Origin of the sequence: Streptomyces sp. UH6, assembly GCF_013421635.1 — a bacterium.
In the GTDB taxonomy this organism is placed as follows: Bacteria; Actinomycetota; Actinomycetes; order Streptomycetales; family Streptomycetaceae; genus Streptomyces; species Streptomyces abyssomicinicus.
In genome coordinates, this window is record NZ_JACADT010001438.1 from 1 (window position 1) to 1,027 (window position 1,027).

1 protein-coding gene is annotated in these 1,027 nt (G+C 75.3%); it reads left to right on the forward strand.

Features of this window, described 5'->3' with window-relative positions:
• Window positions 1–718, forward strand: a 718-nt coding sequence (locus tag HW445_RS32430; RefSeq protein WP_180224318.1) for a MurR/RpiR family transcriptional regulator, incomplete at its 5' end; no start/stop codon positions are given.
• Window positions 719–1,027: the final 309 nt, after the last annotated feature.

The following is a 1,027-nucleotide window of genomic DNA, read 5'->3' on the forward strand; positions in this document are numbered from 1 at the left end:
TGAGGCCACCGTGGTGCGCACGGCGCGGCTGCTGGGCTACCCGGGCTACCGGGACCTGCGCCTGGCCCTGGCGGGGCTCGCCGCCCACCAGGAGTCGGGCCGCGCCCCGTCGGTCACCGCCGACATAGCCGTGGACGACCCGATCGCCGACGTCGTCGCCAAGCTCGCCCACGACGAGCAGCAGACCCTCGCCGACACGGCCGCCGGGCTGGACACCGTGCAGCTCGGCGCGGCCGTCGCCGCCCTGGCCTCGGCCCGGCGGATCGACGTGTACGGGGTCGCCGCCTCGGGGCTGGTCGCCCAGGACCTGGCGCAGAAGCTGCTCCGGATAGGGCTGGTCGCGCACGCGCACAGCGACCCCCACCTGGCCGTGACCAACGCCGTGCAGCTGCGCGGCGGTGACGTGGCCCTGGCGATCACCCACTCCGGCTCCACCGGGGACGTGATCGAGCCGCTGCGGGTGGCCTTCGAGCACGGCGCGGCCACCGTGGTGATCACCGGCCGCCCCGGCTCGCCCGTCACCCAGTACGCGGACCACGTGCTGACCACGTCCACGGCCCGGGAGAGCGAGCTGAGACCCGCCGCGATGTCCTCGCGCACCGGGCAGCTGCTGGTCGTCGACTGCCTGTTCGTGGGCGTCGCCCAGCGCACCTACGACCGGGCGGCGCCCGCCCTCTCCGCCTCCTACGAGGCGCTCGCGCACCGTCACCGCCGCTGATCCCGCCCCCGTCCCGATCCGTCCGTCCGATCCGTCCGTCCCGATCCGTCCGTCCCGATCCGTCCGTCCCGATCCGTCCGTCCCGATCCGCCCTGTTCCGATCCGTCCCGTCCCTGCCTGGGAGTGCCGCCGACATGTCCGGTGCCGATCTGAGAGTCCAGCTCGAGAGCCTCCCCACCGAGGCCGCCCGCCCCGATCTCGCCGAGCTCGACCGGCTGCCCACGGAGCGGATCGCGGAACTGATGAACGAGGGCGACGCCGCCGTGCCGGCCGCGGTCGCCGGGCAGGTGCCGCGGATCGCCGCCGCCG